The organism is Brucella sp. TWI432, assembly GCF_039674445.1.
Classification (GTDB): Bacteria; Pseudomonadota; Alphaproteobacteria; order Rhizobiales; family Rhizobiaceae; genus Brucella; species Brucella chromiisoli.
Map to the genome: position 1 here is coordinate 122,253 of NZ_JBDJNL010000003.1, position 24,665 is coordinate 146,917.

Genomic DNA, 24,665 nt, shown 5'->3' on the forward strand with positions numbered 1-24,665 from the left:
GTCGATTTTCAAAAAACATACCACGATTATGATGAAAATGTATCATATCAGCCGTTTTGGGGTTATGATCGCGACGAAAGCAACTATGTTAATGCGAGATTGGAATGAAGCTGAGCAGGAGACTGATCCCTGATATTGCCACGCTGCAAGCCTTTGAGTGTGCAGCCCGTCACGGGAGTTTTACGCAAGCCGCACATGAACTCAATCTCACGCAAAGTGCCGTCAGCCGCCAGATCAAGGATCTGGAAAGTCAGCTGGGTGTGCTGCTGTTTGAGCGCATTCGCCAGCGTATTCTTCTCTCGGATGCAGGACGAAAATTTCTGCCGGAAGTGCGGCGGCTGCTCAACCAGACGGAAGACACGATGCTGCGCGCCATGGCGTCAGCACAGTCGACATCCTCGTTCAGCATAGCGACTTTGCCAACTTTTGGCACACGCTGGCTGATGCCGCGTATTCCGGATTTCGTCGAAAAACATCCCGGCATTGCCATCAATGTGGCTTCACGCTCTGGTGTTTTCGACTTTGAAGAACAGCCGTTTGATCTGGCTATCCATTATGGTCAGCCGGTCTGGGCACATGCGACCTGCACTTTTCTCTGCTCAGAGGTGATTGTGCCTGTGGCAAGTCCGAGTCTTCTTAAAGCACGGCATCCGGCAACGCCGGAAGAGCTGGAAGATGAGCCGCTGCTGCATCTCGCAACGCGGCCCAAAATGTGGGCGCAATGGTTTGAAAGTTGTGGCGTTGAAGGCAAGTCCGCTTATCGTGGCCACCGTTTCGATCAGTTTTCGATGGTGATCGGGGCAGCACTTGCAGGTCTAGGCTTTGCGCTGTTGCCGCTTTATCTGATCGAGCAGGAATTGCGTAATGGCGAACTGGTCATGCTTTTCGAGCAGCCGATGCGGACCGAAAATGATTACTATCTCGTTGTCCCGGAAGGCAAACTCGAAAATCCGCTGACACAGGTTTTCTGCCAGTGGATTGGGGGGCAAGTGAGCAACCCAATTGCTTTGGGGTAGTTCATTCCAAACCGGCATGAATTGTTGCAGAAATATTGCTGTTCTTGAGACTTCCGGCGCGTGAAATAGTTGGGACGGTAAAAGCCGTTTGTTTTTCGTTATATGAAATGGTTGTCTCTCCATGCTTAATGATCCGCGCTCTCATGGCCTTTGGGAAAAGACCGCACCGGCTGCACCGAAAACCACGGCACTTAGGGGCGATCTGACTGCCGACGTGGTGATTGTTGGCGGCGGATTTACCGGGCTTTCGACCGCGTTGCATCTGGCCGAGAAAGGCACAAAGGCAATCGTGCTGGAAGGCATTGAGATCGGCTATGGCGGTTCGGGCCGCAATGTTGGTCTGGTCAATGCCGGCATGTGGGTCATGCCGGATGACTTGCCCGGCGTGCTGGGCGAAAAATATGGCGACCGTTTGCTTGACGTGCTCGGCAATGCGCCCAAGCTGGTTTTTGAAATCATCGAAAAACACAAGATTGCCTGCGAAGTTGAAAAGCAGGGCACGCTTCATTGCGCTGTCGGTCAAAAAGGTTTCAAGGAACTTGAAGATCGCTACGAACAATGGGCGCGGCGCGGTGCCAATGTGAAGCTGCTTGATGAGAAGGAAACGGAATTAAAGGTTGGTACCCAAGCCTATACGGGGTCGCTGCTGGACCTGCGTGCGGGCACCATTCAGCCGCTTGCCTATGTACGCGGGCTGGCCCATGCAGCCACTGCTGCGGGTGCGCAGATTTTTACGCAAAGCCCTGTGACAGGTGCCAGTGAGCAGAACGGCAAATGGGTGGTGAAGACTGCTTCCGGCACGGTTACAGCTGATTGGGTGGTGGTTGCAACCAATGCCTATACCAATGCGCCATGGGCAGAAGTGCGCGCCGAGCTTGTGCATCTGCCCTATTTTAACATGGCGACAAAGCCGCTTTCAGACAATTTGAAGAAAAGCATTCTGCCGGAACGTCAGGGCGTATGGGACACAAAGGAAGTCCTGTCCTCTTTCCGCTTTGACCAACAGGGCCGTCTGGTGTTTGGCAGTGTTGGTGCGCTGCGCAACACGGGTGCGAGTGTGCACAAGGCATGGGCGAAGAAGTCACTGAAACGTCTCTTCCCGCAAATTGGCAACGTTGAGTTTGAAGCCGAATGGTATGGCAAGATCGGCATGACCAATGACAGCCTGCCGAAGTTTCATCGGCTTGCGCGCAATGTCGTGGGATTCTCCGGCTATAATGGGCGTGGCATTGCGCCGGGTACGGTTTTTGGCAAATGTCTCGCGCAGCTTGTTTCAGGCGAGATCGGTGAGGCCGGTCTTCCTCTGCCGGTCAGCGATCCGAAAGAGCAGAGCTTCCGTGGTTTGCGCGAAGCTTATTATGAAGCAGGCGCACAGGTTGCGCACGCCGCTGAGATAATTATTTGAATCTGATTCACATTGTCATATAATTGAAGTCTAAGACCTTTATGGCATCCGCATCGCCTCCGAGTTGGAGGGATGCGGAAGGTTAAATGGGTCATTTGATCAATGCCCTTCTGCGGATCAGAAATCTGCTGGAGGGCATTTTGCTTTTTGAAATCATTTCCGATTTTCCGGCAGATGTTTTAGAGATTTGTTTGACAGGTGAGTCATGAACAGGAATGATCGCGCTTCTCGATATGACAGTATCTGCGCCATTTCAGCTCGTATGCAGCGTAATCACGCCGGAGCGGCAGCCCATGCTGCTGAAAATCACACAGAAATTCGAGGAGCAATCTCAATGACCAAGATGTTGAAGCGGGCAACGGCCATTCCAGCTCTTCTTGCTCTGTCCATGGCGGTCGCACAGGCCGACACGCTGACGCTTTACACGTCGCAGCCGGAGGCCGATGCGGCCAAGACGGTTGAAGCTTTCCGCAAGGCGAACCCCGATACGGATGTTCAGATTTTCCGTTCGGGAACGAGCGAACTCCTCACCAAGCTTGCCGCCGAGTTTTCGGCTGGTGCGCCACAGCCTGACGTTCTGCTGATCGCTGATGCGGTGACAATGGAAGGTCTCAAGAAGGACAAGCGTCTGCTACCTTACACGGACGCCAAAGTCGATGGTTTTGCTGCGGACAGCTATGACGCCGACAAGACCTATTTCGGCTCCAAGCTGATCACCACTGGGATTGCTTATAACACGGGTGCGGCTGAGAAGCCGGAGCATTGGTCCGATCTTACCAAGGCCGAGTATAAGGGTCAGGTTGTGATGCCGAACCCGCTTTATTCGGGTGCTGCGGCCTATCTCTTAAGCGGTTTCGCGCTCAACAAGGATCTTGGCTGGGATTATTTCAAGAACCTCAAGACCAATGAACTGGCCAGTGTCAAGGGCAATGGCGCCGTGCTGAAGTCGGTTGCGAGCGGTGAAAAGCCATATGGCATTCTGGTTGACTTCATGGCGCTCAATGCAAAGGCCAAGGGTTCGCCGATCGAATTCGTATTCCCGTCGGAAGGTGTGCCTGCCGTGACTGAACCGGTTGCGATCATGGCGACCGCCAAGAACGTGGATGGCGCCAAGAAGTTCGTTGATTTTATCCTGTCGGATGATGGCCAGAAGCTGGCACTTGAGCAGGGCTATCTGCCTGCCAAGGAAGGTGTCGGTCGCCCTGCATGGTTGCCGGAAGGCACCAAGATCAATATCATGTCTATCGACACCCAGAAGGTTCTCGATCAGACGGATGGCGACAAGAAGCAGTTTTCCGAGCTGTTTGGCGGATAAAACGAAATGCGCATGTTTCGAGATATTCAGGGCCGTGATGCGGCCCTGATTGTTGGTGTAACGCTGATTGTTGCGGTGCTGTCGCTTCTGCCCATTATGCGTCTGCTCGTTGAGCTTGTTGCGCCGCAAGGGCAGTTTTCGACATCCGTTCTTTCTGAAACACTCAGCCACCGTTCGACATGGGTTGCCACATGGCATTCCCTTCAAATCGGTATTGGCGGCACGCTGCTGGCGTTGGTGTTTGGCATTGTGGCGGCGTTGCTCGTCGGCCTTACGGATATGCGCGGGCGCAATGTCTTTGTGCTTTTTTACGTTACTCCGCTGCTGATTGCCCCGCAGGTAACAGCGCTGGCCTGGCTCCAGCTTTTCGGGCCTTCAAGCCAGTTCCTCAAGATAATCGGCATGGCGCCGCCGCTGGGAAGCCGTAATCCGCTTTATTCCGTATGGGGCATTATTTTTCTGCTCGGTGTGCAATATGGACCGCTGGTCTTTCTGATTGTGCGGGCGGGTTTGCGCAAACTCCCGCGCGAGCTGGTCGAAGCAGGTCTGAGTGCCGGTGGAAGCAAATGGACCGTTCTGCGCACCATTATCCTGCCGCTGATGACGCCATCAATTATCGGTGCCGCGGCGCTTGCTTTCGTGTCGTGTGTCGGCAATTTCGGCATCCCGGCTTTCCTGGGAATTCCATCGAATTATCTCGTTTTGCCAACGCTGATTTATCAGCGTCTTGCTGGCGGAGGGCCGGCTGTTCTCTCCAGTGTTGCAGTGCTTTCAGTGCTGATTGGTCTGATCGCCATGGCTGGCATTGCCGCACAGGATTATGCCTCGCGCCGTCGTGATTTCCGCATTGTTTCGACGTCGCTCCCCGCAGCACCTTTTTCGCTTGGCGTATGGCGCCTTTGGGCGGAGCTGGCGGCATGGCTGTTGATTGTGATCGTGCTGTTTCTGCCGTTGATTGGCTTAACACTTTCAGCACTGGTTCCGGCCTATGGCGTACCGCTTAGTTTTGCGACGGCCACGCTTGAAAATTTCCGCTTTGTCATACTTGAACACAGCGGCTCAGCCCGCGCGTTTGGCAACAGTATTCTTTTGTCGGTGGTGACGGCGGGTTTTGCCGTGCTGATTGCGGTTCCGCTTGCTTATATGTTGGCATGGCGCAAACGGCGCTGGACGCCGATCCTTAATTTTGCAGCCGAGATGCCCTATGCGTTGCCGGGCGTCGTGCTGGCGATTGCTTGCCTGCTCCTGTTTCTGAAACCGCTTCCGGTGGTTGGTGTCAGCCTCTACAATACGCTCTGGATCATCCTGTTTGCTTATCTCGCACGCTTCTTCGTGCTGGCGCTGCGGCCAACGGTTGCTGGTCTGCATCAGATTGATCGTGCGCTGGAAGAAGCCGCGCGAATTGCAGGCGCTGGCCTTTTCTATCGGCTCAGGACCATTATATTTCCTCTGGTCGCACCAGCGACGCTTGCAGGCGGGGTGCTCATTTTCATGACCGCATTCTGTGAGTTGACGGTGTCGGCGCTTCTCTGGGTGTCGGGATCGGAAACGCTGGGTGTGGTGATGTTTTCTTTTGAACAGGCGGGCGATTCCGCCTATGCGGCTGCCATATCCATTCTGGCCGTTGCGGTGACATTCATGCTGATGCTTGCAACAAATCTGTTTGCGCGGCGTCTTCCAAACGGGGTGCTGCCATGGCGCGACTGAAAATTGCTTCTGTTTCCAAAGTCTTCAACGAGTTTCAGGCCCTGTCTGAAGTGTCGCTTGATGTCAAGGACGGCGAATTTGTTGCCATTCTCGGACCATCCGGCTGCGGCAAGACCACGCTTCTGCGGATGATTGCAGGTTTTGAAGATGTTGACGGCGGCGAAATCCACATTGGTGAAAGCCGCGTTTCCCATGTTGATGGCAGCGTGCCACCGGAAAAGCGGCAGGTCGGTATCGTCTTCCAGAATTATGCGCTCTGGCCGCATATGACGGTTGCCGAGAATGTCGGCTATAGCCTTAAAGTCGCGAAAGTGCCTAAGGCAGAACGTGAGCGTCGCATCACGGAAGCTTTGGCTCTGGTCGATCTGGATGGTTTCGGCGACCGCCGTCCGGCCAATCTTTCGGGTGGTCAGCGGCAGCGCGTGGCTTTGGCCCGTTGTCTGGTAGCAGCGCCGTCACTGGTGTTGTTTGATGAACCACTCGCCAATCTCGATGTGCATTTGCGTGCTTCGATGGAAGATGAGTTTGCAGCTTTTCACAAGCGCACCGGCACGACGATTATCTACATCACCCATGATCAGGCCGAGGCCATGGCGCTTGCGGACCGGATTGCGGTGCTTGATCACGGCAAGCTTCAGCAGTTCGATACGCCGCGCAAGCTTTACGAGGAACCGGCCAGCGAAATGGTCGCGTCCTTCATCGCGCATGGCATGGTTCTGCCTGCGGAGGTGGTGTCCTTTGCGCAAGCGGGACATTGCGAGGCGCTGGTGCTGGGAAGCCGTGCAGAGGTGCGTTGTTCCGGCATCGAAATGCCGCGAGCTAATGCGAAACTCTGCGTTCGTGCAGAAGATCTGGCATTGACTGAGGTCGGTGGCATTCGGGTGCGTGTCAAACGTTCCGTCTATCGCGGTGGCGGCTCACGCATTGAGGCGCATCCGCTCACCAAGCCGGATATTCATCTGCATTTTGAAGTGCGCGATCCGATACGGCTGGAAGAAGGCGATGAAGTTCGCATCGCCATTCGCGGTGGCTGGATTATTCCCACCGATGAAATGCCGGTGAGAAAAGTCTCAACCGGCTTTCCAATCGGCAACAAGATTTAGCTTATTTCTTCTTCATCGCTTCCAGAAGGGCTGCACCGAAACCGCCGGTTGATGGCTGTTCCTGTTTGCGCGGGGTGAAGTTTTGCTTGGGTGCAGGTTTTGTGTCGCGCTGTGCATTCTTGCGCGGGGCGGGAGCTTCGCCACCGTCCTTGCGCATCGTGAGGCCGATGCGTTTGCGTGGCACATCCACTTCCGTCACGCGCACCTTCACCACATCGCCAGCCTTGACCACTTCATGCGGGTCTTTGACGAAGCGGTCGGCGAGTTGTGAAACATGGACAAGTCCGTCCTGATGCACACCGATATCGACGAAGGCACCAAAGGCCGCAACGTTTGTGACGGTGCCTTCGAGCATCATGCCGGGTTTCAGGTCCTTGATATCATCAATGCCGTCGGCGAAGGTCGCGGTCTTGAATTCAGGCCGCGGATCGCGGCCCGGCTTGTCAAGCTCGGCAATGATGTCGCGCACAGTTGGCAGACCAAAACGCTCATCGACAAAGACACGCGGGTCGAGCGCTTTGAGCGCCGCACTGTCGCCCATGAGGCTGCGCACATCGCGACCGCAGGAGGCAACGATTTTCTTGGCAACGCCATAGGCTTCCGGGTGAACGGAGGAGGCGTCAAGCGGCTCGGTGCCGTTCGCAATACGCAGGAAGCCTGCGCATTGTTCAAAAGCGCGATTGCCGAGGCGGGCGACTTTCAGAAGTTCCTTGCGGTTCTTGAAGGCACCTGTTGCATCGCGATGCGCAACAATTGCTTCGGCGAGAGACTTTCCCAGACCGGATACGCGTGCCAGCAGCGAGGCAGAAGCTGTGTTGAGATCAACACCAACCGCATTCACCGCATCTTCAACCACGGCATCGAGCGAACGCGCCAGACGCGATTGATCGACATCATGCTGATACTGGCCAACGCCGATGGATTTAGGCTCGATCTTGACGAGTTCTGCCAGCGGGTCCTGCAAGCGGCGGGCGATGGAGACGGCACCGCGCAGCGATACGTCGAGCTGCGGGAATTCGTTCGCTGCTGCTTCTGACGCCGAATAGACCGATGCGCCTGCTTCTGACACGATGACTTTAAGCGGCTTTGGCGCTGGCAGGTCGTTGAGCATATCCACGACAAGCCGTTCGGTCTCACGGCTGCCTGTGCCGTTGCCAATCGCAATCAGCTCGATGTTATGTTTACGGATCAGGCTTGCAAGCTCGGCCTGGGTGCCACGCACATCGTTCTTTGGCGGAAACGGATAGACCGTTGTTGTGTCGAGCAGTTTGCCAGTGCCGTCAACGATTGCGACTTTGACGCCCGTGCGGATGCCCGGATCAAGCCCCATGGTGGCGCGAGAACCGGCAGGCGCTGCGAGCAACAGGTCTTTGAGGTTGCGGGCGAAGACGTTGATTGCTTCTTCCTCGGCGCGTTCACGCAATTCGCGCATGAGGTCGAGTGAAAGGGACAGCGAGAGTTTGACGCGCCATGCCCAGCCGGCGACTTCCATCAGCCAGCGATCACCGGGGAGCGTTGCACCGATATTATAGGCGGCGGCAATTTTGCGTTCGACCGGTTTGACAGGCGAAGTGTCGTCGGCGTCGATTTCAATATCGAGCGACAGAAAATCCTCGTTGCGTCCGCGCAACATGGCCAGAGCGCGATGGCCTGCAACATTGGCCCAGCGTTCGGAATGATCGAAATAATCCGAGAATTTTGCGCCAGCTTCCTGTTTGCCATCGACAACGCGGGAGCGCAGCACAGCGCGCTCTTTAAGATAGTTGCGCAGATTGCCGATCAGTTCGGCATTTTCAGCAAAGCCTTCGGCGATGATGTCGCGTGCGCCATCAAGAGCGGCCTTCACGTCGGCAACGTCTCCGGTGACATATTGCGCAGCAATTTCTATGGGAACTAGCCTGCGGTCGGTGAGAATCGCTTCTGCAAGCGGTCCAAGACCGCGTTCGCGGGCGATCTCCGCTTTGGTGCGGCGCTTGGGCTTATAGGGAAGATAAAGGTCTTCAAGCTCGGCCTTGGTCTGGACACCTGCGATTTTCAGTTCCAGTTCCGGTGTGAGCTTGTTCTGGCCGCGGATCGATTCGAGAATGGAGCTTCGGCGTGCTTCGAGTTCGCGCAAGTAGGCGAGGCGCTCTGAAAGCTGGCGCAGTTGCGTGTCATCAAGGCCGCCGGTGACTTCCTTGCGATAACGGGCGACGAATGGCACGGTTGAGCCTTCGTCCAGCAAACCAATGGCGGCGATTGCCTGTTCGGGCTTTGCATTGATCTCGAGCGCTATAATCCCGGCAATGCGCTTAATATCGTTGGCCATATTCATTCCAATCTCAAATCTTTACGGCGAACATAGTCGTATGCGCGTTTGACGCAATCAAGGCCGTGACGGTGGTCCACAGGAAAGCTGCGATTATTGCCATTCACGCGTATGTGAAGATCTCACCCCTTTTTAAATCGGATTTACGCGATACATATATCGTTAAATGGCGATATGAACGAAGATCAGCGAGGTGACCATGATGTCGGACATTCAATCTGTAGCACAGTCTCATTCATTGGCTATGCCGTTGGACGAGATACTCAAGGCACTTGGCCATCCCGTTCGTCTCGACATTTTGAGCTGGCTCAAGCAACCGGAGAAGCATTTCTCCGCACAGCACATGCCCCTGGAGATGGGTGTGTGCGCCGGTCAGTTCGAGCGGTGTGGCCTTTCCCAGTCCACCGTTTCTGCGCATTTGTCCGTGCTGACGAAAGCGGGGCTGATTACGCCCCACCGCGTTGGCCAATGGACCTTCTATAAGCGCGATGAGGAGGCGATTGCCGCCTTGCTCAAATCGCTATCCGATCTTTAGCCCAATCTTTCCCATTTGCCCAATCTTTCCCATTTGAAGGAATGCATCTATGGCCACATTGTTCGATCCAGTCACAATCGGCGATCTCAAGCTTGCCAATCGTATCGTTATGGCACCGCTGACGCGCAATCGCTCGCCGCGTGCTGTGCCAAACGACCTCAACGTCACCTATTATGAACAGCGCGCAAGTGCCGGTCTCATCATCACCGAGGCGACGCCGATCAGCCATCAGGGGCAGGGCTATGCCGATGTGCCGGGCCTTTACTCAGACGAGCAGCTTGCAGGCTGGAAGCGCGTGACCGATGCGGTTCACAGTGCAGGCGGTAAGATTGTTGTGCAGATGTGGCATGTGGGGCGTATTTCGCACAACAGCCTGCAGCCGAATGGCGGCAAGCCGGTGGCGCCTTCAGCCATTACCGCGAAGTCTAAGACCTATCTCGTGCATCCAGACGGCACCGGCGAATTTGCGCCAACGTCTGAGCCGCGTGCGCTTGAAAAGAGCGAGATTCCGGAAATCGTTGCCACCTATGCCAAGGCTGCAAAGGATGCTGTCGAAGTGGCTGGTTTTGACGGCGTCGAAATTCACGCGGCAAACGGCTATCTGATTGATCAGTTCCTGCGTTCAGGCAGCAATCACCGCACCGATGAATATGGCGGCTCCATCGAAAACCGCGCGCGCTTCCTGTTTGAAGTGGTGGATGCAATTACCAAGTCGGTTGCGCCGGGCAAGGTGGGTATTCGTCTGTCGCCGGTCACGCCTGCCAATGACGCATCGGATCCCGATCCGCAGCCGCTGTTTGATTATGTGCTCGAAAAGCTTGCCGCTTATGGTCTTGCCTATATTCACATCATCGAAGGTGCGACCGGCGGTCCACGCGATTTTCAGCAGGGTCCGCAGCCATTCGATTATGCGCGTCTCAAGCAGGTGTATCGCGATGCGGGTGGTAAGGCTGCCTGGATGGTCAATAATGGCTATGATCGCGCGCTGACGGAACAGGAGATCGAAAGCGGCCGTGCCGATGTGGTTGCTTTTGGTAAGCCGTTCATCTCCAACCCTGATCTGGTTCGCCGTTTTAAGGAAAATGCCCCGCTCAATGAGCTGGATCAGCAGCATATGTATGGCGGCGGTGCCAAGGGTTACACGGATTATCCGGTCCTCGCCTGATAGAAGTGAAAAAAGCCGGAGTATCCTCCGGCTTTTTTATTAAAGACGTGCGCGCGTCGAGCGTGGGGTGGCAAGCAGCAGATTGGTTTCGCTGGCCTTGATCCCAGGCACCAGCCGGATGCGGCGCAGCACGGCATCGAAGTCCGTCAGTGTTGCGGCACCCAATTCCACCACCAGATCAAAACGACCATTGGTGGTGTGAATGGCTGAAATTTCCGAGAAGCCGCCAAGCGCCTTGACCACGCGGTCGGCGACATGGCCTTCGATTTCGATCATCATGATACCGCGCACCGGCAGATCAACCGCATCAGAGCGCAGGATCACCGTATAGCCGATGATGTCGCCAGACTGTTCCAGACGTTCCATGCGCGAGCGAACCGTTGCACGCGAAACGCCAAGATCAATTGCTACATCCGAAATGCTGCGTCGGCCATTGTGACGTAAAAGCGTGATGAGCTTTTCATCCAGATCGTCCATGTTTTCTCCATTTTGAAAAGCCAATCCGACATTCTGATAAACCAAACCATTAAAATTGCCAATCCGGTTGCTTCACTTCGCCAAGCGTAAATGCTCAATCTAAGACGATATTTTTTGCAGGAGTAGCACTTTATGCATTGCAAGATTTTGGGATTGCCGGTTCAGGAAGGCACAGGTCGTTTGGGCTGCAATATGGGCCCGGACGGTTATCGCGCCGCTGGCATTGCCGATGCAATTCGCGAGTTGGGCCACGCGTTTACCGATCTCGGCAATCTGGCCCCGGCAGCGCTGCGCCCACTGACGCACCCCAATCCTGCGATCAAGGCCTTGCCGCAGGCTGTTGCCTGGATTGAAGCCATCAGCGAAGCAGCCTACCGCGAGAGCGAAGAAGGTTTCCCGATTTTTCTCGGCGGCGATCATCTGCTTGCAGCAGGCACTGTTCCCGGCATCGCGCGCCGCGCAGCAGAAAAGGGGCGCAAGCAATTTGTGCTGTGGCTTGATGCCCATACGGATTTCCACACGCTGGAAACAACGGACAGCGGCAATCTGCATGGCACGCCGGTCGCCTATTACACGGGACAGAAGGGGTTTGAAGGCTACTTCCCGGCATTGGCGGCCCCGATTGATCCGGCCAATGTCTGCATGATGGGTATTCGCAGCGTCGATCCGGCAGAGCGCGCTGCGATCAGACAGACCGAAGTTGCCGTTTATGACATGCGCCTTATCGATGAGCATGGTGTGGCAGCGCTGCTGCGCCGTTTCCTTGAACGCGTGAAAGACGAAAATGGCCTTCTGCATGTGAGCCTTGATGTCGATTTCCTTGAGCCGTCGATTGCGCCAGCCGTCGGCACCACGGTTCCGGGCGGTGCGACCTTCCGTGAAGCGCATCTCATCATGGAAATGCTGCATGACAGCGCGTTGGTGACAAGTCTCGATCTGGTGGAGCTGAACCCGTTTCTCGATGAACGCGGGCGCACCGCAACCGTGATGGTTGATCTGATGGCGAGCCTGTTGGGCCGCAGCGTCATGGATCGCCCAACCATCAATTATTGATTTCAGAAAACGCATTCCTTGCTGGCGAGATCAAACGGTTCGCCGCTGAATGTTAAGGAGTAAGAATGACCCAATCGAACCTCAATATCGTGCCTTTTGTCAGTGTCGATCACATGATGAAGCTGGTGCTTTCCGTCGGTGTTGAAACCTTCCTCAAGGAACTCGCCGATTATGTGGAAGAAGATTTCCGCCGCTGGGAAAGTTTTGACAAGACGCCACGCGTGGCTTCGCATTCCGATGAAGGCGTGATCGAACTGATGCCAACAAGCGATGGAACGCTTTACGGCTTTAAATATGTGAACGGTCATCCGAAGAATACGCGTGATGGTTTGCAGACGGTCACGGCCTTCGGCGTTCTCTCAGATGTTTGCAGCGGTTATCCGATGCTGTTGACCGAAATGACCATTCTCACAGCACTGCGCACGGCTGCAACCTCGGCCGTTGCGGCCAAACATCTTGCGCCAAAGAATGCACGCACGATGGCAATCATCGGCAATGGCGCGCAGAGCGAATTTCAGGCGCTGGCGTTCAAGGCAATTCTCGGCATCGACAAGCTGCGTCTTTACGATATTGATCGCACGGCTTCGGAGAAATGCGCACGCAATCTCGAAGGCGCAGGCTTTGAGATTGTGATCTGCAAAGATGTTGAAGAAGTAGTCGAGGGTGCGGACATCATCACGACGGTCACTGCCGATAAGCTTAATGCCACGATCCTGACCGACAACATGGTTGGCGCGGGTGTGCACATCAACGCAGTTGGTGGCGACTGCCCCGGCAAGACTGAACTGCATGGCGATATTCTGCGCCGTTCGGACATCTTTGTCGAATATCCGCCGCAGACCCGCATCGAAGGTGAAATCCAGCAGCTTCCCGAAGATTACCCTGTCAATGAATTGTGGGAAGTGATCACCGGCAAGACCGAAGGCCGCAAGGATGCGCGTCAGATCACGTTGTTTGACTCGGTCGGTTTTGCAACGGAAGATTTTTCAGCACTGCGCTACGTTCGTGACAAGCTGAAGGATACGGGTTTCTATGAGCAGCTCGATCTTCTCGCTGATCCTGATGAGCCTCGCGATCTTTACGGCATGTTGCTGCGACACAAGCAGCAGCTTCAAGTGGAGAAGACCAAGCCTGCCGCATAAAAATGAAACGCCTGCCACTCAATGAGAGGCGGGCGTTTTTATAATGGTTTACGCGCGTGACGCGGGGCAGAGAATTTCCCGCTATGGGTTGCTATCGCCATTTCGAAACTATCGGCGATACGCCGTGCGCGATCGATGAAAATCACGGCGCCTTCGGGTGGGAAAATCTCGTGTACCGTTTGTTCGAACAGTTGCAGCCAGCGGTCGAAATGATCGCCTTTCAAGCCAAGCCGCAGATGCGGCGGCATGGGGCGTCCGCTGTAACTGCCGGTTTTTAGAATCACCGACGACCAGAATTCAGCTATTTGTTCGAGATGATGGTCCCAGTCATCGACTTCTTGTTTGAAGATCGGGCCAATGACGTCGTCCTCGCGAGCACGTCCATAAAATGTATCCACCAGTTGCTTGATGGACGCCTTGTCGATGGATGGATGAGGCTGATTGATGAGAGAAGTCATATGCTGCTGGCTGCCTGAAGCTAATTCTGAGTCATGCGCCTAACGCTGGTTCTTATTCTTCCACTCGTGGCGAAGAACCAGATAGACGAGGGCGATGAAGGCAACCACCGCGAAAATGCTGGATGTATACAGCATCACGATTGCATCGCCGATGCGTTCATTTGCCATCATCCAGCTTGCGAGGGACAAGCCACATGCAAGGCCGAAAATCCATGTGATGAATAGGATCAGTGATTTCATTTCGGCTCCGCTAAGTTGCTTTGGCTGTGAATTGAAGCTTCGCAGATTCGAGGGGCTATTTATAGTGACATGAGATTCTGTACGATGTTGAGAACATAAACAGCGGCCTGCGCAAGGGCGGCAATAGCGGCGGCGGTCGCTGCCGCTTTGTTATACTGCGTTGCTTTCACCCAGCCTTTATGATGCGAATCGAGATTCGTTGCGACCTCATTGACCCATTCTTCAGATACTGTCCCATCGGGCTTTCGCAGCTTTCTCGATGGTTTAATAGCGGGAACGTCAACACCTGCTGACCGCATCCAGAGGATGCCAGCGGCCACGCCAGTTACAACTGAAATCAAATGAAGAGCGAGGAAAATAAAGTTCAGATAAATCATACCACCAACTCACGCTTTTGGCTGATGGTTATCGTAGTTTGACTGATTTGTTGAGATGAAAGTTTGCCCGAGGCGACAATATCCGCAGAAAATGGTTGGTAGCGGAGGACGGATTCGAACCGCCGACACAAGGATTATGATTCCTCTGCTCTAACCTACTGAGCTACTCCGCCACACATTGCAGTAAAACAGTTTTCTGCGCCGTCTCCAGCGTTTCCTGAACTGTGTTCATGCAAGGAATGGCGGCGGTATATGTGGGGAATGAAACCCTGTCAAGCATTCTTCGCATAGGTTTCGTCTTGTTTTCCACGTTTTGCGTAGATAAGTAACTACCGGAAAGCAAAGGCTTAAGTTTATGGCACCTCGTATTGCGGTTTTGGGTTGTGGCTATTGGGGCGGCAACCATATTCGTACCTTGAAGAGCCTTGGGGTCCTTCAGGGTGTTTCTGACGCCAATCCACAGAATGCGGAACGATTCGCTTCCGAGTTCGGTGTTCCCAACATTCCGGTCGATGAACTCTTCACGCGTCCCGATATTGATGGCATCGTTTTGGCGCTGCCTGCGCAGTTTCATGCGCAATATGCGATTAAAGCAGTGACGAACGGCAAAGACGTTCTGGTTGAAAAGCCGATCGCTCTGGAAGTTGCTGATGCGGAAGCCGAAGTTGCGGCTGCACGCGAAAATGGTCGCGTGTTCATGGTCGGGCATATTCTGCGCTTCCATCCGGCGTTTGAAAAGCTGCTCGACATGGTGAAGAGTGGCGAGATCGGCGATGTTCGCTATGTGCATTCGCACCGCGTTGGCTTTGGCAAGTTCCACGACAAGTTCGATGCGCTGTGGGATCTCGCGCCGCACGACCTTTCGATGATCCTCGCCATCACCGGTGAAGAGCCGTCGGCTGTTCGCGGTGAAGGCACGGCGATCATCGATAAGATCAGCGATTTTGCGCATGTGCATCTCGAATTCCCGAGCGGGATTCGCGGGCATCTTTTCGCTTCCCGAATGAACGCCTATCGCGAACGTCGCCTGAGTGTTACGGGAACCAAGGGTATGCTGGTCTTTGACGATGCCGAACCCTGGGATCGCAAGCTTGCATTATACAAGCATGAAGTATGGCGCGAGAACGATCAGTGGGCTTTCAAATCGGTCGATCCGGTCTATATCCCGGTCGAAGAAGGCATGCCGCTGACACGCGAATTGCAGCATTTTCTGCATTGCATCGAAACGCGCGAAAATCCGCGCACCGATGGGCAGGAAGCAATCAACGTCTTGCGTATTCTGACCGAAGGATCGGTCAATCATTCCTGATAACGCGCTTTTGACAAAAAATTTCTGTCAAGCGGTGTTACGGACGTAGCAAAACTTTGAACGCTCCACCCATGGCAGGGCGGGGCGTGAAGGACTAAGAGAATTGTCGTGGATTCGCTGAGCATTCTCAGTAAACCAGATAAATTGGAGCCAACATGCAGTTCATTGATCTTGGGGCGCAACGCGCGCGTATCGAAGACCGTCTTAATGCCGCCGTTTCCAAGGTTGTTGCAGAAGGCCGTTACATTCTCGGCCCTGAAGTGGCGGAGTTTGAAAAGAAGCTCGGTGAATATTTGGGCGTGGAACATGTGATCGCCTGCGCCAATGGTACCGATGCGCTTCAGATGCCTTTGATGGCGCGCGGCATCGGTCCGGGTCATGCGGTTTTTGTTCCGTCGTTCACGTTTGCTGCAACGGCTGAAGTTGTCGCCCTTGTTGGCGCAGAGCCGGTTTTCGTTGATGTCGATGCCGACAGCTACAATATGAATGTCGAGCAGCTTGAAGCTGCGATTGAAGCCGTTCGTAAAGAAGGTCGCCTTGAGCCAAAGGCAATCATTCCCGTTGATCTGTTTGGTCTTGCGGCTGATTACAACCGCATTACTGTCATTGCTGAGCGCGAAGGCCTCTTCGTGATTGAAGATGCGGCGCAGTCGATTGGCGGCAAGCGCGACAATGTCATGTGTGGTGCTTTCGGCCATGTCGGTGCGACGAGCTTCTATCCTGCCAAGCCGCTCGGCTGCTATGGCGATGGCGGTGCAATGTTCACCAATGATGCTGAACTGGCCGATACGCTGCGCTCTGTGCTGTTCCATGGCAAGGGCGAAACACAGTATGACAATGTTCGCATTGGCATCAATTCGCGTCTCGATACGATTCAGGCCGCTATTCTTCTGGAAAAGATGACGATCCTTGAAGATGAAATGGAAGCGCGTGATCGCATTGCCAAGCGCTACAATGAACGGCTCAAGGATGTGGTCAAGGTTCCGGCTTTGCCTGCCGGCAATCGTTCGGCCTGGGCACAGTATTCGATTGAAAGTGAAAACCGCGATGGTCTGAAGGCGCATCTTCAGGCAGCGGGCATTCCGTCGGTCATCTATTATGTGAAGCCGCTGCATCTGCAGACGGCGTATAAGCATTATCCGGTCGCACCGGGCGGTTTACCGGTTTCGGAGGCGCTGCCTGCGCGCATTTTGAGCCTGCCGATGCATCCTTATCTTTCGGAAGAAGATCAGGACAAGATCATCGGCGCGATCCGTGGTTTCCACGGCAAATAAGCCTGATTCATCTGTGATCAGAGAAAGCCCGGCGAAAGCCGGGTTTTTTTATTTTTGACGTTTAGCAATGCGCGATGCAACGAAGCGGGCGATTGCCGGGCCTGCAAGCAGTACGATGAAAAAGCGGCTGGTTTGCATGGCGATGATGAAAGGCAGATCGACATGGCTTGACGCTGCAATAATGGCCACTGTATCGGCCCCGCCGGGGCTGGTGGCGAGATAGGCTGTGAGGGGATCAAGGCCGAGTGCATGGCCGAGGACCATGCCAAACAATCCGCAGACTGCGATCAGAATGAGTGTTGAGGCGAGGGCTGCCGGAAAAGCGCGTGCTGCGTGTGCGATGATTTGGCGGGTAAAGCCAAGGCCTATTCGCCAGCCAATAAAAATATAGCTCCCTGCCAGCAACCATGGCGGCAGGTCGATGGTCATCAGGCCAATATCCTGTAACAATGCGCCAAGCGCTAATGGTACGAGCATTGCGCCGGTTGGAATGCGTGATATTTTGCCGAGATAAGCCCCGCAGACGATCAATGCGAGGGTTGGGCCGAGCGTATGCCAGTTGATCGCTGGAAACCAGTCTACGGCCGCTGGAGCAACTGTTTGGACATCGGCGGTAAACATCACCACAAGCGAAGCGGTTGTTGCCACCAGCACCACGCGCAAATATTGCATGAAGGCGATGAGCCGTGCGTCTGATCCGAAGGATTCGGCCATGAGCACGATTGCAGTTGCAGCCCCCGGTGAAACACCCCAGACGGCGGTTGTTCCGGGCAAAACGCGAAAGCGAGCCAGAAGATAGCCGATTGTGGTGCTGGCGAGCAGTGTGAAGCCTGTCGAAAACAGGATGATCGGCAGGTGTTGTCCCATGTTGCTGAAGAATTCAGCCGTCATGGCACGCGCGATCAACAGGCCGACAATAGCCTGCGACAGCAGCGAGAAATGCTTGTGAACCTTGATCGCACTTTCGCGCGAAGCAAGTGCAATCGCGCCCAGCATCGCGCCGAGAAGAAAGGCAGCCGGTAGCCCTAATCGTTCACCGATATAGATGAAAATGGCAGACGCGAGCAGCAGCAAACCCCATTGGGCTGGCTTTGGCGTATTGCTGAACGTGAACGTATTGCGGGCCTTTTCTTGCCCGGGAGGGACGGGTTTCTGCATGGCGCTTCTTCCCTACAACCAGGGCGGGGGCGAATGCAAACGGGATTTTTCCAAGATGGTGCAGGCCGCAAGAATAAATTCTCGCGGCCTGTCTTGTTAGAGGATGGTGCCGAATTCCATGCTGACAGGTTCGATCAGCGACAGAAATGCATCGCAGTCGGCATTGCCTTGCCAGCTTGCGCAAATCTCGGTGGCGGTGTTCTGATTATTGGCGAAGGCCAGATCGGCAAATGTGCCATCTGCGAGCTTCACCAGATGCTGTGCTAGCCAGCCCGGCTGCTGCGAGAGGTGGTTGCTCACCATTGCGGTATAGGCAGCGCGCATGGTTTGTTCATCCACGCCAGCTTTCAATCGGAAGCGCCCGAGTTCGATGCCGTTGCCTGATGTTACCGGCTGCTGAGGCTGTGTCTGCGCTTCGTAATGGCCTATCGATACCATTTCTTTTAGCGTTTCTCTGAAAGCGGCAAATTCGGGGGCTGTGCCAACGCGCTTTGCTGCCGCAAGCGCATTATCCAGCGTGGACCAGGAAACGAGGTCGACACGATCCTGCGCATCGGTTGCGCCACTAAATGGCACCCAAGAGATGAAACCGGGAAGGGCGCTGATATGTTCACGTGCCTTTTCGCGCTCTTTGTCGGCGCGGGCTATGTCGTTGACCTTGTATGTGACAATTTCGAAGTATGGCGTGTTCATGAAAAACTCCTGTGTTTGATATGATGCAGATACACGGAGTCCCTGACAGTTTTTGTCAGGGGTGTGCTATAAGCTTGGCGCATGAAAACATTGCGGCTTTTTTCTTTGCTTGATCGGCTTCGCTGTGCATCTGGCCCCGTTTCTGCGGAGGCACTTGCGCAGATGATGGAGGTTTCTCCCCGGACGATTTATCGCGATATGGCGACGTTGCAGGCCATGGGGGCACCGGTCAGGGGTGAGTCCGGTTTGGGCTATCAGCTGGAGAAAGGCTATTTTCTGCCGCCGCTGCATTTTGATGCAGATGAGCTGGAAGCCATTATGCTCGGTGTGAGGCTTGTTATGGCCAGAGGTGATGGCGATCTTGGTGTTGCAGCGCAGCGTGTTTCGGGAAAAATAAGTTCAACCATGCAGGCCGGGGCAGGGGATCGTTACAAGAACCTGCCGTTGAGGGCTGTTTCGAAAATGACTGAGGAAAACAGCAAGGCGAACCTGCATCTTTCATTTTTGCGGCGTGCGGTTCGTGATCGTGTGGTTGTGACACTCCATTACCTGGACTTGCGCGAAAAGGTGAGTGAACGAACGATCAAGCCGGTTGGCTTGACGATGTTTGATGCGGTCTGGCTGCTGACGGCATGGTGTGAAAGCCGCAATGATTTCCGAAATTTCCGTCTCGACCGGATTATCAGTGTTGAAACCACCGGGCAGGTCTTTCGGCACCAGAAAGGACAGCGCTTTGAGGATTATCTGCTGACGTTGTGATGCAGCAAATACGAAAGGCACGGCTTCCCCTCAGAAGCCGTGCCTTTTAAATTTATTTCTTCAGGATTAGCCGATCATCGCGCGACGCTGGTTGATCGGGCGCTCCATAACGTCCCGTGGGGCCTTGATGCCATCGCGCTCTTCCAGCGCTTCGGCTTTGGCGAGGTCCGCTTCTGCAACCACCAGTTCAGCTTCCGCAGCTTCTTTCTGCTGCATCAGGTCTCGAATAGAACCAAACAGGTTGTCGCGGCGCTGACGCGCTGCCTTTGCGAAAGTCGGATAAGCAAAATGATTGATGTCAGTGATGCCTGCCTTCTTCTCTTCCGATAGAATCTGGGCATCGAGTTCTCCTGCCATCCGCTCGAACTCACCCATCATCAGATCAAGTTGGCCCAGTTGACGGCGCTTTTCCTTCACCTGGAACAATTTCAGCCTGACGAGGCTTTCACGTGGCTTCATACGCAATACTCCTTGAACACCAACCAGCTCTCTTAATGTTGGGGCGTTCCCCCCGACTTTATTAACAGGCATATGAGGGAGCCGTTTTCCCGTAATATGCCATCTAAACCATTGCAAAGCCTTGCTTTTCAGGGCGTAAGCTCTGCTGCCAATCATAAGAACAGTCTCTTTAAGCGAAACAAAAAGTTAAGATTTCGCCCTTTTGGTAACCATTCCTTTACCGGCAACGTTAATCATACGCGTTAGGAATTAAGGCTCGGTAAATACGGTGTGGTTTTTGAGTAACAGGTGAAAGCGAGAGTCATTTGAATCACTTAAGGGATTTTCTTAATGTGATTCTTGAGTATCGAACGAACAGAAGAATTGCTTATGATTCAGTTGGATATGGTTTTTTTCTAATACAATGAGAATTAGGCTTGCCAACAGGAATCATATTTTGTTAACCATTTGCAGGCACCTTCATGCTAAGGCAACGACAGTTCCGTCAGCTGCCGTGAGGGAAAACTGGTCAGCGGCGGAAAGGGGATAAGATATGCGCGTCCTTTTGATTGAAGACGACAGTGCTATCGCACAAAGCATTGAACTGATGCTTAAGTCCGAGAGCTTCAATGTTTACACCACCGATCTGGGTGAAGAAGGCATCGATCTCGGCAAGCTTTATGATTATGACATCATCTTGCTGGACCTGAACTTGCCGGATATGTCCGGTTATGAAGTTCTGCGTACCTTGCGCCTTTCAAAGGTCAAGACGCCAATCCTTATCCTTTCCGGCATGGCCGGTATTGAGGACAAGGTGCGTGGTCTGGGCTTCGGCGCAGACGACTATATGACGAAGCCGTTCCACAAGGACGAGCTGATCGCCCGTATTCACGCGATTGTTCGTCGTTCCAAGGGCCATGCCCAGTCGGTCATCACCACGGGCGACCTGATTGTTAACCTCGACGCAAAGACCGTCGAAGTTGGTGGTCAGCGCGTTCACCTGACCGGCAAAGAATATCAGATGCTTGAGCTTCTCTCCTTGCGCAAGGGCACCACGCTCACCAAGGAAATGTTCCTTAACCATCTTTATGGCGGTATGGACGAGCCTGAGCTGAAGATCATCGACGTGTTTATCTGCAAGCTGCGCAAGAAGCTTGATGCTGTTTCTGGCAGCCAGAGCTACATTGAAACCGTTTGGGGCCGTGGCTATGTGCTGCGCGAGCCGGATGGCAGCGAGTTGCGTGAAAGCGCATAAGCATTCAACATATGCTTGAAATGAAAAAGGCTCCGCGAAAGTGGAGCCTTTTCTTTCATCCGGTACAAAAAAGCGCAGGTTCTACCCTGCGCTTTTTGCGTCATCAAAGCCGCTTATTCTGCGGCGAAGACGATGTCTTCGGCCGTTGCATGGATGGAGATTGTCATGCCGGCATCTTCCGCGAGCAGAAGCGTGTAATATGGCTGCACCGAATGCGCATCGATTGGCTCTTCCGGTTCTGCACCCGAATGCAGTTCGAGGAATTTTGGCGGCACACGCAGCATCCGGCCTTTGGCTGTGATGACAAAACGGGGATTGGTGTCGCCATTCTCAAGTCGAACGGCCAGCGAGCCGCCACGCGGAATGGCCGCATTGCCGATCAAAAGCAGATTGAGCAGAAGCTTGACCTTGTTTTTCGGCAGCAAAACGCGTGCGCCTTCCCAGGTCAGTTCTGGCTTTTCATTTGCAAAATATTGCATGGCAACGTGCTGTGCATCGCCCGTATCGATTTGTACGCCTGCGGAACCGGCAGCGCCAAAGGCGATGCGGGCAAACTGGAGGCGGGCTGAAGCATTGCGGGCGCTTGATTTGATGAGCGCCATTGCATCTTCATCAGCACCGCCTTCTTCGAGCAGTTCAAGGCCATTGTTGATGGCGCCAACCGGCGAGATGATGTCATGACAGATACGGCTGCACAGAAGCGCACCAAGATCGAGTGCGGACAGGGTAACAGGCAATGGCATGGTTTTTTCTCCAGGCGCGAACCGTCTCTGCTGATCGACCTTTGGTCGAATGTCAGGCGGCAATCAGTTGATGAGCATAAATCCCGACGAATCAACGTCGGAAACCTTGGAATCTGGATACACGTGACACCCGATTGCCGCAAGAAAGCTGTTATTTGCTGCCATTCTAAAGTCTATTTCAGGGCATAAAGATTTAGACAATAAATTCGCGGTTAGAATACGCACGATTCGGCAAAGCGCTCGTAAGAAGCGTAGCCATGCTTTTAACAGGGCGTCAGACAGAGAAGCTGGTAGGCAAAAGGAATGATAAATGGCCATACCGTCCCTGTCGCAGATCAGGCTCCGCAACGCGGCGTATAGTTTAGCGTTTATTGCGGCTTTTCTGATCTCCATCATCGCCGTGCCGCACAATGCGCAGGCACAGAGCAGTAATTCATATACGGCCGAGGAAATTGTACAATCCGGGCACCGCTTTTTTGGGTCCACATCCGGCGGAATCGCCAGTGCTGTCGAAAAGGCATTTCAAAGCTTTGGCTTGCCCAACGGTTATATTCTGGGCGAAGAGGGGTCAGGTGCTTTCATTGGCGGCCTTACCTATGGTGAGGGTACGCTCTATACAAAGAATGCCGGTGATCACCGCACGTTCTGGCAGGGGCCATCGCTCGGCTGGGATTTTGGCGGACAGGGCTCGCGCGTCATGATGCTCGTTTATAATCTTGACGACATCCAGAGTCTCTATGGTCGCTATGCTGGTGTTGCCGGTTCTGCCTATATTATTGCCGGTGTGGGCTTTAACGTGCTCAAGCGTGAGAATATCATGCTGGTTCCGATCCGCACGGGCGTTGGCGCAAGGCTTGGTGTGAATATCGGTTATCTTAAACTCACATCCGCGCCGACCTGGAATCCGTTCTGATTTTCTAAGAGGCGCCGATCTGAAAAATGAGATCGGCGCCTTTCAACTCCTGTTTAAACGCGCATCTTGTCCGAAAACCGTTTCCATCTTTTCGGGATGCGCTTAAATGTGAAAAAGCCGTGATCCAATCTGCGCTCATTTTCATTCTTGGCGTTCTTGTGGCGGTTTTCGTCGTGGTTCTGCTTGGTCCGTCGGTCTGGCGTCGTGCATTTTTTCTTGCACGGCGCCAAATCCATGCTGAGCTTCCGATGACGCTTGCAGAAATCAGAGCCGAGCGTGACGGATTGCGCGCGGAGCATGCGGTTGCCTACAGCAAGCTTGAGCAGAAGTTGCGTCTTGAGCGGGAAAAGTCATCCGAACAGCGCATGACGATTGGCAGGCAATATGACGAACTTAAACGGTATGCCGCGCTCGAAGAGGATCTCGCCAAGCTGAGAGAAACGCTGGCTGAGCGGGATAAGAACATACAGGACATGATCGTAGAACGCGATAATTCTGCGGAAAAGTCAGAAATTATTGAGGCTGAAGTTCAACGTCTGCAAAATCATCTTTCGTCTCTCGAAAATCTGTCCGATACGCTTCGCATCGAACTGGGAGCCAAAGAGGCTGATCAAAGTCGTCTGATGAATGAAATGAGCGAAATGCGTCGGGAACGGAAAGATGCATCTGCGCGCTATAATGAGGTTTCGACGCAATTGACCGCAGCACAAACAGAACTGAAAACTGAAAAGCGCCGTAATGCGGAGTTGCAACAGAAGCTGGACAAGCTGATTTCAGAGTTTTCGGATGCGCAGGAGCGGCTTGAACGCCATATGCGCAGTGGTCCCACACCCGGCGCACAGCCTGTTATGTCGGTAGACATGGTCAAAGAAAACGCGATTCTTCGGGAAGAAATGGCGGCTTTGGCCGCACGGATGGTTGCAGCAACTGCCGAAAAGGAAGGTGAGGACTCACCTATCCCTGCGCTTATCAAAGAAGACAGCTCTGAAAAGAGTGATAAAGCACGGCCCAAGAGCCTTGCATCGCGGATTCGCGAGTTGCGCTAGAGCCTATCGCGCTTAGTCGCCCCCAATATGCTCGCTCTATCTTCTTGTTTTAAGCATGATCCCACGCAAAACGGCTTCGCACTTTTGCTGGAAATGCCTTAAGCGCTGTCATTCCTATTCCTATAATCAGAATTGACCAACGAAAAACCCCGGCCAGTTGACCCAGCCGGGGCTTAATTTGCGTTTCTGCCTTTTCCGAAGAATCGGGCAGACTCTTAGTGTCTGTATTGCTGGATTCGTGTCGTCCTGAGACCGGCGAGACCATGCTCATCGATCGAGGATTGCCAACCCAGAAATTCCTCCACCGTCAATGTGTAACGCTGGCATGCTTCCTCAAGACTGAGAAGCCCACCGCGAACAGCGGCGACAACTTCAGCCTTTCGGCGAATGACCCAGCGCCTTGTATTGGCGGGGGGGAGGTCAGCGATGGTCAGCGGGCTGCCATCGGGACCAATAACATATTTTATACGCGGTCTTGCCAGATCGGTCATTGTACTCTCTACACAACACTCAAGGACCTAATCGAGATTGAGACTAACCGCACAGCTTTAAGAATTACCTAAACTGCTGGTAACTCTCTGGTAACACTTGCAAAAAAAAGCCTTATTTAGAGAGAAAGTTTTAAAAAGGCGCCTTTTCCCGCCCTTTGCCTGAAGGATTCACGCGAAATTGTGACCGCATGGCTGCAAAATGCGCCTTGTTTTTACTGCGACATCTTGGCAAGTACCCCCTATGTGACCTATATAAGGCGCAAATCTGAACTTTGAGAAGCAGGG

At 53.9% G+C, this 24,665-nt stretch carries 25 protein-coding genes and 1 tRNA gene; 15 read left to right on the forward strand and 11 right to left on the reverse strand.

Features of this window, described 5'->3' with window-relative positions; translation table 11 throughout:
* Positions 1–104: 104 nt before the first annotated feature.
* The 5 genes from ABE527_RS07800 (at position 105) to ABE527_RS07820 (ending at position 6,546) form a co-directional block, all read left to right on the forward strand.
* A complete protein-coding gene (locus tag ABE527_RS07800) occupies positions 105–1,016 on the forward strand; it encodes a LysR family transcriptional regulator (RefSeq protein WP_323054556.1) in 912 nt (303 codons plus the stop codon).
* A 121-nt stretch (positions 1,017–1,137) separates the two neighbouring features.
* Entirely contained in the window at positions 1,138–2,421 is a 1,284-nt protein-coding gene (locus tag ABE527_RS07805) for an NAD(P)/FAD-dependent oxidoreductase (RefSeq protein WP_499696571.1), read from the forward strand.
* Between the two features lie 334 nt (positions 2,422–2,755).
* Positions 2,756–3,736: an ABC transporter substrate-binding protein gene (locus tag ABE527_RS07810; RefSeq protein ID WP_499696572.1), complete on the forward strand. Its 981-nt coding sequence runs from the start codon at positions 2,756–2,758 to the stop codon at positions 3,734–3,736.
* Positions 3,737–3,742: 6 nt separating this feature from the next.
* Positions 3,743–5,443, forward strand: a complete 1,701-nt coding sequence (locus ABE527_RS07815; protein WP_499696573.1) for an ABC transporter permease — start codon at positions 3,743–3,745, stop codon at positions 5,441–5,443.
* Positions 5,431–6,546, forward strand: a complete 1,116-nt coding sequence (locus ABE527_RS07820; RefSeq protein ID WP_499696574.1) for an ABC transporter ATP-binding protein — start codon at positions 5,431–5,433, stop codon at positions 6,544–6,546. Before ABE527_RS07815 ends, ABE527_RS07820 begins: the two co-directional genes overlap by 13 nt.
* A 1-nt stretch (position 6,547) precedes the next feature.
* Here the strand turns inward: ABE527_RS07820 and ABE527_RS07825 are convergent, their stop codons facing one another.
* Positions 6,548–8,854: a Tex family protein gene (locus ABE527_RS07825; protein WP_499696575.1), complete on the reverse strand. Its 2,307-nt coding sequence runs from the start codon at positions 8,852–8,854 to the stop codon at positions 6,548–6,550.
* Positions 8,855–9,098: 244 nt separating this feature from the next.
* Here ABE527_RS07825 and ABE527_RS07830 point away from each other — a divergent pair, with 244 nt between their 5' ends.
* Positions 9,099–9,389 (forward strand): ArsR/SmtB family transcription factor, encoded by a 291-nt coding sequence (locus ABE527_RS07830; RefSeq protein ID WP_007876169.1) that lies wholly within the window; start codon positions 9,099–9,101, stop codon positions 9,387–9,389.
* Positions 9,390–9,438: 49 nt separating this feature from the next.
* Positions 9,439–10,554 (forward strand): alkene reductase, encoded by a 1,116-nt coding sequence (locus tag ABE527_RS07835; protein ID WP_499696576.1) that lies wholly within the window; start codon positions 9,439–9,441, stop codon positions 10,552–10,554.
* 39 nt (positions 10,555–10,593) lie between these two features.
* On the opposite strand, the gene ABE527_RS07840 is transcribed toward ABE527_RS07835, so the two are convergent.
* Entirely contained in the window at positions 10,594–11,031 is a 438-nt protein-coding gene (locus tag ABE527_RS07840; protein ID WP_007876167.1) for an Lrp/AsnC family transcriptional regulator, read from the reverse strand.
* Positions 11,032–11,163: 132 nt separating this feature from the next.
* Between ABE527_RS07840 and rocF the strand changes: the two genes are divergently transcribed.
* Together rocF and ocd are read left to right on the forward strand one after the other, a co-directional pair.
* The gene (gene rocF, locus ABE527_RS07845) at positions 11,164–12,084 is read left to right on the forward strand and encodes an arginase (protein WP_265985637.1); all 921 of its coding nucleotides are present in this window, start codon (positions 11,164–11,166) and stop codon (positions 12,082–12,084) included.
* Positions 12,085–12,149: 65 nt separating this feature from the next.
* Positions 12,150–13,226 carry an ornithine cyclodeaminase gene (gene ocd / locus ABE527_RS07850; protein ID WP_499696577.1) on the forward strand — a complete coding sequence of 359 codons (1,077 nt, stop codon included), beginning with the start codon at positions 12,150–12,152 and terminating at the stop codon, positions 13,224–13,226.
* 38 nt (positions 13,227–13,264) lie between these two features.
* On the opposite strand, the gene ABE527_RS07855 is transcribed toward ocd, so the two are convergent.
* From ABE527_RS07855 to ABE527_RS07870, 4 genes are all read right to left on the reverse strand, one after another.
* Positions 13,265–13,684 carry a group III truncated hemoglobin gene (locus tag ABE527_RS07855; RefSeq protein WP_499694003.1) on the reverse strand — a complete coding sequence of 140 codons (420 nt, stop codon included), beginning with the start codon at positions 13,682–13,684 and terminating at the stop codon, positions 13,265–13,267.
* Positions 13,685–13,723: 39 nt separating this feature from the next.
* Entirely contained in the window at positions 13,724–13,924 is a 201-nt protein-coding gene (locus ABE527_RS07860; RefSeq protein WP_265985634.1) for a hypothetical protein, read from the reverse strand.
* Between the two features lie 59 nt (positions 13,925–13,983).
* Positions 13,984–14,301 carry a hypothetical protein gene (locus ABE527_RS07865; RefSeq protein ID WP_499694002.1) on the reverse strand — a complete coding sequence of 106 codons (318 nt, stop codon included), beginning with the start codon at positions 14,299–14,301 and terminating at the stop codon, positions 13,984–13,986.
* Positions 14,302–14,397: 96 nt separating this feature from the next.
* Positions 14,398–14,474 (reverse strand) — tRNA-Met (locus ABE527_RS07870).
* 182 nt (positions 14,475–14,656) lie between these two features.
* Between ABE527_RS07870 and ABE527_RS07875 the strand changes: the two genes are divergently transcribed.
* Positions 14,657–15,610 (forward strand): Gfo/Idh/MocA family protein, encoded by a 954-nt coding sequence (locus tag ABE527_RS07875; RefSeq protein WP_499696578.1) that lies wholly within the window; start codon positions 14,657–14,659, stop codon positions 15,608–15,610.
* 155 nt (positions 15,611–15,765) lie between these two features.
* Positions 15,766–16,884, forward strand: a complete 1,119-nt coding sequence (locus tag ABE527_RS07880; RefSeq protein ID WP_499696579.1) for a DegT/DnrJ/EryC1/StrS family aminotransferase — start codon at positions 15,766–15,768, stop codon at positions 16,882–16,884.
* A gap of 48 nt (positions 16,885–16,932) precedes the next feature.
* Here ABE527_RS07880 and ABE527_RS07885 read toward each other — a convergent pair whose 3' ends face one another.
* Together ABE527_RS07885 and ABE527_RS07890 are read right to left on the reverse strand one after the other, a co-directional pair.
* Positions 16,933–18,042: an AbrB family transcriptional regulator gene (locus ABE527_RS07885; protein WP_265985630.1), complete on the reverse strand. Its 1,110-nt coding sequence runs from the start codon at positions 18,040–18,042 to the stop codon at positions 16,933–16,935.
* Positions 18,043–18,138: 96 nt separating this feature from the next.
* Complete coding sequence (locus tag ABE527_RS07890; RefSeq protein ID WP_499696580.1) at positions 18,139–18,735, reverse strand: hypothetical protein; 597 nt, start codon at positions 18,733–18,735, stop codon at positions 18,139–18,141.
* A gap of 81 nt (positions 18,736–18,816) precedes the next feature.
* Here ABE527_RS07890 and ABE527_RS07895 point away from each other — a divergent pair, with 81 nt between their 5' ends.
* Positions 18,817–19,494, forward strand: a complete 678-nt coding sequence (locus ABE527_RS07895) for a helix-turn-helix transcriptional regulator (protein ID WP_499696581.1) — start codon at positions 18,817–18,819, stop codon at positions 19,492–19,494.
* 66 nt (positions 19,495–19,560) lie between these two features.
* On the opposite strand, the gene ABE527_RS07900 is transcribed toward ABE527_RS07895, so the two are convergent.
* On the reverse strand, positions 19,561–19,953 hold the full coding sequence (locus ABE527_RS07900) for a flagellar export protein FliJ (protein WP_265985627.1): 393 nt from the start codon (positions 19,951–19,953) through the stop codon (positions 19,561–19,563).
* Between the two features lie 532 nt (positions 19,954–20,485).
* Here ABE527_RS07900 and ctrA point away from each other — a divergent pair.
* Positions 20,486–21,187, forward strand: coding sequence for a response regulator transcription factor CtrA (ctrA, locus tag ABE527_RS07905; protein WP_024899367.1), 702 nt, complete (start codon positions 20,486–20,488; stop codon positions 21,185–21,187).
* A gap of 113 nt (positions 21,188–21,300) precedes the next feature.
* Here the strand turns inward: ctrA and chpT are convergent, their stop codons facing one another.
* Positions 21,301–21,930, reverse strand: a complete 630-nt coding sequence (chpT, locus tag ABE527_RS07910) for a histidine phosphotransferase ChpT (protein ID WP_499693994.1) — start codon at positions 21,928–21,930, stop codon at positions 21,301–21,303.
* A gap of 310 nt (positions 21,931–22,240) precedes the next feature.
* Here chpT and ABE527_RS07915 point away from each other — a divergent pair, with 310 nt between their 5' ends.
* Together ABE527_RS07915 and ABE527_RS07920 are read left to right on the forward strand one after the other, a co-directional pair.
* The gene (locus tag ABE527_RS07915; RefSeq protein WP_265985625.1) at positions 22,241–22,843 is read left to right on the forward strand and encodes a DUF1134 domain-containing protein; all 603 of its coding nucleotides are present in this window, start codon (positions 22,241–22,243) and stop codon (positions 22,841–22,843) included.
* Positions 22,844–22,986: 143 nt separating this feature from the next.
* Complete coding sequence (locus ABE527_RS07920; protein ID WP_265985706.1) at positions 22,987–23,889, forward strand: hypothetical protein; 903 nt, start codon at positions 22,987–22,989, stop codon at positions 23,887–23,889.
* 215 nt (positions 23,890–24,104) lie between these two features.
* Here the strand turns inward: ABE527_RS07920 and sciP are convergent, their stop codons facing one another.
* On the reverse strand, positions 24,105–24,380 hold the full coding sequence (sciP, locus tag ABE527_RS07925) for a CtrA inhibitor SciP (RefSeq protein ID WP_109707414.1): 276 nt from the start codon (positions 24,378–24,380) through the stop codon (positions 24,105–24,107).
* Positions 24,381–24,665: the final 285 nt, after the last annotated feature.